Genomic DNA, 8,415 nt, shown 5'->3' on the forward strand with positions numbered 1-8,415 from the left:
TCAATCAGGCAGCTTAATTCTATTTATTAGGTGTCTTAAGTTTGGGAGGGTTACCCTAGGTTTTATGGCCGTATAAACGACTCAGTTTAGATGGTTACAGCTGTTTTGGTAGACAATAAAGTCAAGTGACTTTGGCTTTTCTGACTCAAGGTTTGCCAAAATAGTCGTACTACTGATCGCAATTTTTCTCAATTTATTTTTTGTAGTATTATTCATAGGCAACGATGGTTATGACGCAACGCATTGCCGTACTAGGCGCAACAGGCTCGATTGGCGACAGCACATTAGCAATCTTAGCAGCGCAGCCGCAGCATTACGAAGTTTATGCGCTGTCGGGATATCATCGTTTAGATAAACTTTTTACACTTTGCCAGCAATTTCTGCCAAAACGCGTCAGTGTACCGATGGCAGCAGTTGACGAATTTGCTCAGCGGCTAAGCACTGCTGGATTGGATATTGAGGTGGTCGCTGGCGAGGCGGGTTTGATAGACATTGCCACTGACACGCAAACTGACACAGTTGTTGCTGCTATCGTAGGCGCGGCCGGGTTACCATCTACCTTGGCCGCTGCTCGAGCCGGCAAGCGTATCTTACTAGCCAACAAAGAGGCTTTAGTGATGGCCGGGCAGGTGATGATTGATGCCGTCAAAACGCACAACGCCACATTGTTACCCCTCGATTCTGAGCATAATGCCATCTTCCAATGTTTGCCTTTAGAAATTCAACAAGACAACACCCAGATCCACCGATCAGAATATGGTGTACGTAAGCTGTGGTTGACTGCTTCTGGTGGGCCTTTTTTACAACACTCGTTTGAAAAAATGCAGCAGGCGAGTGTGGCCGAGGCAGTCAAACATCCCAACTGGTCTATGGGTCAAAAGATATCAGTCGATTCTGCAACGATGATGAATAAAGGGCTTGAGTTGATAGAGGCTTGCCATTTATTTGATTTGTCTGAAAATAAGATAAACGTGGTTATCCATCCGCAAAGTATCATTCACTCAATGGTAGAATATAGCGACGGTAGTTTTTTAGCGCAGCTCGGTAGTCCAGACATGAAGACGCCAATTGCCCATGCCCTAAGCTATCCCAACCGCATAGACAGTGGTGCGCAGCCGTTGGACTTATACGCATTAAGTGGGCTTGAGTTTATCGAGCCTGATCTGCAGAAATTTGCTTGTTTGCGTCTTGCTCGTCAGGCAATGCAAGCGGGAACACATGCGACCATCGTACTGAATGCTGCTAATGAAGTTGCGGTCGCCGCATTTTTGAAGAACCAAATACGTCTAACTGATATCGCACGCATTAACGAACAAGCATTAAATGAGATTCAAGCACCATCTCTCAATGCGACTGCTGATATAGAAGATATTTTGGCGATTGATACAATTGCTCGTGGTTATACTGATAAGCTTGTATTAGAGTTAGCGTGAATCAGCATGCGTCTTTATTCTTAGCTTGTTAGATCGTTACTCACTAAATTAAAGAGATCTCCTAAGCAATATTACTGAGAAGAAAATCATGACGTTTTTGTTAACTCTCCTTGCGGCAATTTTTGTTTTAGGACCGCTTATCGCCCTGCACGAGTGGGGGCATTATATTGTAGCTCGGCTCTGCGGTGTCAAAGTTTTGACATACTCGATTGGTTTTGGTCCCAAGCTATTTGGCTGGACAAGTAAAAAAAGCGGTATTGATTATCGCATTTCAGCGTTACCACTTGGTGGCTATGTCAAAATGCTCGATGCACGTGAAGGTGAAGTAGCAAAAGAAGAGCAGCATTTGGCGTTTAATCATCAACATCCATTGAAGAAGATTGCGATATCTGCAGCCGGTCCTATCATGAATTTTGTGATAGCCATTGCTTTGTTTTGGGTGTTATTCATGACTCCATCGGAGCAGTTAGCAACCAAAATTGGTCAGGTATTGCCAGAAACACCGGCGGCGACAGCGCAATTACCAGTGGGAGAAACTATCGTGGCGATCGATAGCCATGACGTGCAATCCTGGGAAGGTATCAATTACCGTCTCGCTGGGCGTATGGGTGAAACTGGTAACGTCAGTATTACTTTGCAGTCAGATGCTGCCACGCCTAATATTGCCACGGCTAACATTGACGCCACTAATGTTGAAACAAGCAATGCAGTGCAGACCTATCAAGTACCTGTTACTGCCTTCATGCAGGGTGAAGCAAAAGGTCAAGATGCGCTCACGAGCTTTGGTATGTTGCCATGGCAGCCAGATATTGTCCCAGTGATCGGCGAATTAACACCAGATGGTGCTGCCATTCGTCAGGGCCTTGAGGTTGGTGATCGTATTACAGCGATTAATGGTGAAGAAATCACGGATTGGATCAGTGCTACCCGTATCATTCGTGACAACCCTGAGACGCTGCTGCCATTTACTGTGCTGCGTGATGAGAAACCTATTCAACTACAGATTATGCCGCAGGGCAAAAAAGACAACTTAGGTAACGATTTTGGGCAAATAGGCGCTAGGGTGGCGGAGTCTGATATTGTCATTCCTGACGCGTACAAAACCACTGTGGTTTATGGTGCTGGCGAATCACTGGTCAAGTCATTTGAAAAGACAGAGCAGCTGGCAGTCATGACCCTCAGCTCGATGGGTAAAATGCTGTCTGGTATGATTGGTCTCGACAATTTATCAGGTCCGATTACCATCGCCAAAGTCGCCAAACAGAGTTTTGATATTAGTTGGCAGATGGTGTTGTCGACCGCTGCCTTGATTAGCTTGAGTCTGGCTGTACTAAATCTTTTGCCTATTCCCGTCTTAGATGGTGGTCATATCGTGTATCATTTTATTGAGCTGATACGTGGCAAACCCCTTTCAGAAGGCGTGCAAATGGTTGGGCTTAATATTGGTTTACTCTTGCTAGTAGGTTTCATGGTGTTAGCGATTGGTAATGATATTAGTCGGCTTTTTTGATAAATGAGTCAAGAGATAATAGGATAAGACAAGATATACTAAAGGTTTAACGTCTGTTCTCTTGCGATTATTCATCAGACAGACGGGAGACGACTGTGTCGTCGTCACTGTACTAATTGTAACTTTTAGTTTATCTTATAATGCGTTTTATATAGAGTGCTCGGAGTTTCCAACGTTTAGCGCGTCTAGGTGCGTGTTCTTGCGTGAGCGGGTGGAACGACAAGTATTTTTAACTTAATTTAAGTAATTTTTTATTGACGGATAGTGTTTATGCGTACGCCTTTATTTATGAGCGCGGCAGGGTTGCCGTTAGTTGTAGCGATGATGAGTATGCCGGTGCAGGCTGCAGAATTTGTAGTCACTGACATCGGTTTCAATGGCTTACAACGTCTAACCCCCGATAGCCTCTATCCGGTTCTACCTGTGACGGTAGGGGATACGGTTGATGATAGTACCTTGGCTGCTAGTATCAAATCGCTATATGCGACTGGTAACTTTGCCGACATTCAGACCCGTGTCGAAGGTGGTCAATTAAGATTTGACGTCATTGAGCGTCCAACCATCTCTGAAGTGACTTTTGAAGGCAACAAACTGATTCCAGAAGAAGGTTTAGAAGAAGGTCTTAGCAATGCTGGATTGTCTGCAGGTGATGTGCTGAAACAGTCAACCCTGCAAGGCGTGGCGAATGAGCTACAGCAGCAGTATATTAGCCAAGGTTACTATAATAGTAATATTGAAGTTGAGCAGACCTTACTAGATGGTAATCGTGTTAAGCTTGATGTGAGCTTCATTGAAGGTGACCCAGCCAAGGTTGTCGATATCAATATCATCGGCAATAGTCATTTCAGCGATGAAGAGATTAAAGATGCCTTTGCGGTAAAAGAGTCTTCTTGGACTCGCTTGCTGTCTAAATCTGACCGCTATGCTAAAGAAAAGCTGGCGGCCAGTTTAGAAAACCTGAGCGCCATGTACCAAAACGATGGCTATGTACGTTTTGCGGTAGATAACGCAGTGCTCAATATCAGTGAAGATAAAAACAGTATATTTATCGAAGTCAGTGTGAGCGAAGGTGAGCAATACCAGTTCGGAGGTGTCAACTTCTTAGGTAAGCCAACTTTCGATACAAATGAGCTCAATGAGCTGGTCACCTTTGCGCCTGACGAAACGTACTCACAAGCCAAGTTAGATGAAACCACTGCCGAGCTTAAGAGACGTTATGGCAATGATGGCTATTATCTGGCAGAGATTCGACCTGTGCCACGTATCGATGACGACACAAAAGTAGTGGAAGTGGATTATTTCATTGACCCAGCACGTCCTATCTACGTTCGCCGTATCAACTTCACTGGTAACATTAAAACCAAAGATGAAGTTTTACGTCGTGAAATGCGTCAGTTAGAAGGGGCTTTGGCATCGAGTGAAAAGATTCAGTTATCACGGACGCGTCTGATGCGTACAGGTTTCTTTAGTGCGGTGAATGTGAATGTTAGATCCGTACCGAACCAGCCAGACCAGGTAGATGTTGACTACACCGTAGAAGAGCAACCGTCTGGTAGCTCGACGATTGCAGCGGGCTACTCTCAAAGTGGTGGTGTTACATTCCAGCTGGACTTGACGCAAAACAACTTTATGGGCACTGGTAACCGAGTCCAAGCTGCGCTATCACGTTCGGAAACACGCGATTCTTACAGCTTGGGTTATACAGACCCGTACTTTACTGAAAACGGGGTCTCACAAGGTCTAAGTGCTTATTATCGTGAAACTAAGTACGATGATGATAATGTCAGTAATTATGTGACAGATTCTCTTGGTGCGACGCTTAATTATAGTTATCCCGTGGATGAAACGAAACGTGTCAGTGCTGGTTTGAATGTTGATAATACGACAGTACGCGGCGGTAGATTCTTGGGTGTGTCCAACGTCCAAGAGCTGCTAGACGAGGGTGGCACACAGACAAACTATGGTGATGACGGCCAAAGTGCTACCTTTAAAAATGACTACACTACGTATAATTTATTATTTGGTTGGGATTACAGCACGCTAGATCGTCCTGTCTTTCCAACTGAAGGCATGAGCCACTCAATTGATGCAACGATTGGCGTGGGTGATGCCAGTTATCAAAAACTCGTTTATAGCGGTAACGTGTATTATCCTGTCTATAAAGATTGGGTCGCTCGAGGCTATACCAAGCTTGGCTATGGTAATGACTTACCGTTTTTCGAAAACTTCTATGCAGGCGGTTATGGATCGGTACGTGGTTATGAAGCATCAACGCTCGGTCCTAGATCAGAGAACTATTATTATGCTATGGACGACGAAATCAGCAGTGCCGGTGAGGAAATCGGTGGTAATGCTCTAGCTACTTTCGGCGCAGAGCTGATTTTACCAATGCCGTTCAAGGGTGATTGGGCGGATCAAGTGCGTCCAGTACTGTTCGCTGAAGGTGGTCAAGTATTTGACACGACTGGCAAAGAGGACGAGACTTTTAGAGACACTGGCGAACCTTTAATTACGCAAGACAGCAGCTTACGCTATAGCGCGGGTGCAGGGGTAACTTGGTACACGCCAATCGGTCCAATCTCACTCAGTTATGCGGTACCTTTTGGTGACAAAGAGGGCGATGAGACGGAAAATGTACAGTTCCAGATCGGTAACACGTTCTAAGTTGGCAGTAATATATATGCCTATTTGATGGTTTTTGCTTATTAGCCTGAGTAAAATAGCGTTAAGCAGACCAAAAGATGGTTACACGGCTTAATGGCTCGTCAAGAGAAACTTCTGGCTTGACGGCCGTCTCATTCATAAGTATTAATGATAACAGCGACTATGATAACGATTGAACAGCTGATTACTCGGATTGAACAACGCCAGCCCATCAGTAATAAGGCTGACGTAAGTGCCCAGCAATTGCGGCAACAAATTGAAGGTGTTGGTAGTTTAATGACTGCCAATAGCAAGCAGCTTGGCTTTTTAGCGAATCCTCGGTACATCTCCAGTCTTACGCAGAGCCAAGCAGGGGTTGTATTTGTTACAGAAGCGCATTGCGATCACGTGCCAGCAACCGCTATCCCATTAATCGTTGCCAGCCCATATCTGGCTTATGCTTGTGCCAGCCAGTTGTTTGCCAGACGTTCGTTATTTGGTGGGGTGCACCCTAGCGCTGTAATCGCTGATAGCGCTGTCATTGGCGAGCAAGTAAGTATAGGCCCTTTTTGCGTAATCGGTGATAATGTAGAGATTGGTCCGCGTACCACGCTTGACGCACATGTCGTGGTCGATGCGAACACCACTGTTGGTAGTGATGGTGTCATCAAGTCGCAGGTGGTTATCGGTCACAATTGTATCATCGGTAATCATGTCAGGTTGCATGCAGGCGCGAGTGTAGGGTCAGAAGGTTTTGGTTTTGCGCCTACCAGAGATCCTAGCGTGCAGGGTTGGGAACGCATTGCCCAACTGGGTCGTGTGATTGTTGGTGATCACGTTCGTATTGGCAGTCAAACTTGTATTGATCGCGGTGCTATTGATGATACGGTGATAGGTGATCATGTTATTATCGATAATCTAGTGCAGGTAGCCCATAACGTACACATCGGTGATGGTACTGCCATTGCCGCTCAAACAGGTATTGCTGGTAGCACCCGTATAGGTAAGCGCTGTATTATCGGCGGTGCTGTGGGTATTACCGGTCATATCGAGATTGCCGATGATGTTACCTTATCTGGAATGACAATGGTGACCAAATCTATCAAAAAAGCAGGGCCATATTCTTCCGGAACAGCTGCAATGCCGACAGATGATTGGCGACGAGCAGCAGTAAGGTTTCGTCAGCTTGGCCGTAGCTAGCGCCAATTTATCCTAATCAATCCAGTATAAATATTTGAAATATAGCAAGGAAGCGGCATTATGAGCAGCAAAAATAAAGATGTTTTGAGTGATGACAGTATCAAAAGTCTGGCTGAGCAAGGCCTTACGTTACCGCTCACGTATCACACCATAAAACACTACTTACCACATCGTTACCCTTTTATGTTGGTAGACAAGGTCATCGACTGTACGCCCGGTGAGAACATCACTGGTGTAAAAAACGTGACCATTAATGAAGAGTTTTTTAATGGTCATTTCCCTGACGAGCCCATAATGCCAGGGGTCTTAATGGTAGAAGCAATGGCTCAAGTATCAGGCATATTAGGTTTTATTAGTGCTGGTCTTACAGCAGAAGATGGTTACCTTTATTTGTTTGCCGGGGTAGATAAGGTGCGATTTAAACGCCGTGTGATACCTGGTGATCAGTTGATCATTCGTGCTAAGACAGTGATGCAAAAGCGTGGCATTTATAAGTTTGATTGTACGGTACATGTCGAAGATGAATTGGCCGCCAGTGCCCAAGTGATGATTGCCCGTCAGGCGCAATAGTATTTAAATAAATATGTTACATTGGCAACAAGCGGTATAGCTAGTATTCGTGTTTTGCAGTAATAGTGATTTTTGGTTTGTTTGATAGGTCGCGACTTGCTGTGTTTGTTTTACCATTTATTCGCATCAGATGATACAAAGGCACACACTATGAGTCAGATTCACCCAACAGCACTCATCTCACCATCTGCTAAGATTGATGAGACTGCAATCATTGGTCCGTATTGTATCGTTGGTGAAGAGGTAACTATTGGTGCACATACCGTGCTACATCGTCATGTGGTCGTGACAAGGTTTACTCGCATCGGTGAGCATAATGAGTTCTATCAGTTTGCAAGCATTGGTGAAGATCCGCAGGATTTGAAGTATGCAGGCGAACCGACTTGGCTCGAAATCGGTGATCATAATACGATTCGCGAAGCGTGTAGCCTACACCGAGGTACCACACAAGATGATGAGCTTACCAAGATTGGTAGTCACAATCTGCTGATGGTCAATACGCATGTCGCTCATGATTGTGTGATTGGCAATCATAACGTCATAGCCAACAATGTCGGCGTCGCAGGCCATGTAAACATTGGCGATCATACGATCATTGGTGGAAACTCTGGCATTCATCAGTTCTGTACCGTGGATGACTATAGTTTGATTGGCGGCGCAAGTTTGATACTAAAAGATGTGGCTGCCTTTACTATGGTCTCGGGTAACCCTGCTAAGACGCACGGACTAAATGTTGAAGGAATGCGCCGCAAAGGTTGGTCAAAAGAAACCATCAACGTATTGCGTCAAGCATACCGTACTATCTTCAGATCAAGACTGACTTCTGTGCAGGCAATCGAAGTCTTACGTAATGAGATGCTATCCGAAGAACCAAAAATACAATTGCTCATTGATTCGCTAGAGAAGAGTAGTCGCGGTGTGGTGCGCTAAAAGATGGCTACGTATTTGGCTAGCTGGTTTCGGATGAGGTACGTTATTTAAGATATAACGGTCTAATTCTTTATAAATCTTAGATTAACACACCAAGTGCAACGCTAATTAATATTATAGAACGCCTGC

Annotated in this window: 6 protein-coding genes; all 6 read left to right on the top strand. The window is 45.0% G+C overall.

Annotated features, from left to right (window positions below; translation table 11 throughout):
• The first annotated feature begins 224 nt into the window (after nucleotides 1-224).
• Nucleotides 225-1,433, top strand: coding sequence for a 1-deoxy-D-xylulose-5-phosphate reductoisomerase (ispC, locus tag L0J61_RS06875; RefSeq protein WP_301465590.1), 1,209 nt, complete (start codon nucleotides 225-227; stop codon nucleotides 1,431-1,433).
• Nucleotides 1,434-1,521: 88 nt separating this feature from the next.
• The gene (rseP, locus tag L0J61_RS06880; protein WP_301465591.1) at nucleotides 1,522-2,943 is read left to right on the top strand and encodes an RIP metalloprotease RseP; all 1,422 of its coding nucleotides are present in this window, start codon (nucleotides 1,522-1,524) and stop codon (nucleotides 2,941-2,943) included.
• 270 nt (nucleotides 2,944-3,213) lie between these two features.
• Nucleotides 3,214-5,607, top strand: a complete 2,394-nt coding sequence (bamA, locus tag L0J61_RS06885) for an outer membrane protein assembly factor BamA (RefSeq protein ID WP_301465592.1) — start codon at nucleotides 3,214-3,216, stop codon at nucleotides 5,605-5,607.
• A gap of 162 nt (nucleotides 5,608-5,769) precedes the next feature.
• On the top strand, nucleotides 5,770-6,786 hold the full coding sequence (lpxD, locus tag L0J61_RS06890; RefSeq protein ID WP_301465593.1) for a UDP-3-O-(3-hydroxymyristoyl)glucosamine N-acyltransferase: 1,017 nt from the start codon (nucleotides 5,770-5,772) through the stop codon (nucleotides 6,784-6,786).
• Nucleotides 6,787-6,846: 60 nt separating this feature from the next.
• On the top strand, nucleotides 6,847-7,356 hold the full coding sequence (gene fabZ / locus L0J61_RS06895) for a 3-hydroxyacyl-ACP dehydratase FabZ (RefSeq protein WP_301465594.1): 510 nt from the start codon (nucleotides 6,847-6,849) through the stop codon (nucleotides 7,354-7,356).
• A gap of 150 nt (nucleotides 7,357-7,506) precedes the next feature.
• A complete protein-coding gene (gene lpxA / locus L0J61_RS06900) occupies nucleotides 7,507-8,286 on the top strand; it encodes an acyl-ACP--UDP-N-acetylglucosamine O-acyltransferase (RefSeq protein ID WP_301465595.1) in 780 nt (259 codons plus the stop codon).
• The last annotated feature ends 129 nt before the right edge of the window (nucleotides 8,287-8,415 follow it).

Source organism: Psychrobacter sp., from assembly GCF_030457785.1.
Taxonomy (GTDB): Bacteria; Pseudomonadota; Gammaproteobacteria; order Pseudomonadales; family Moraxellaceae; genus Psychrobacter.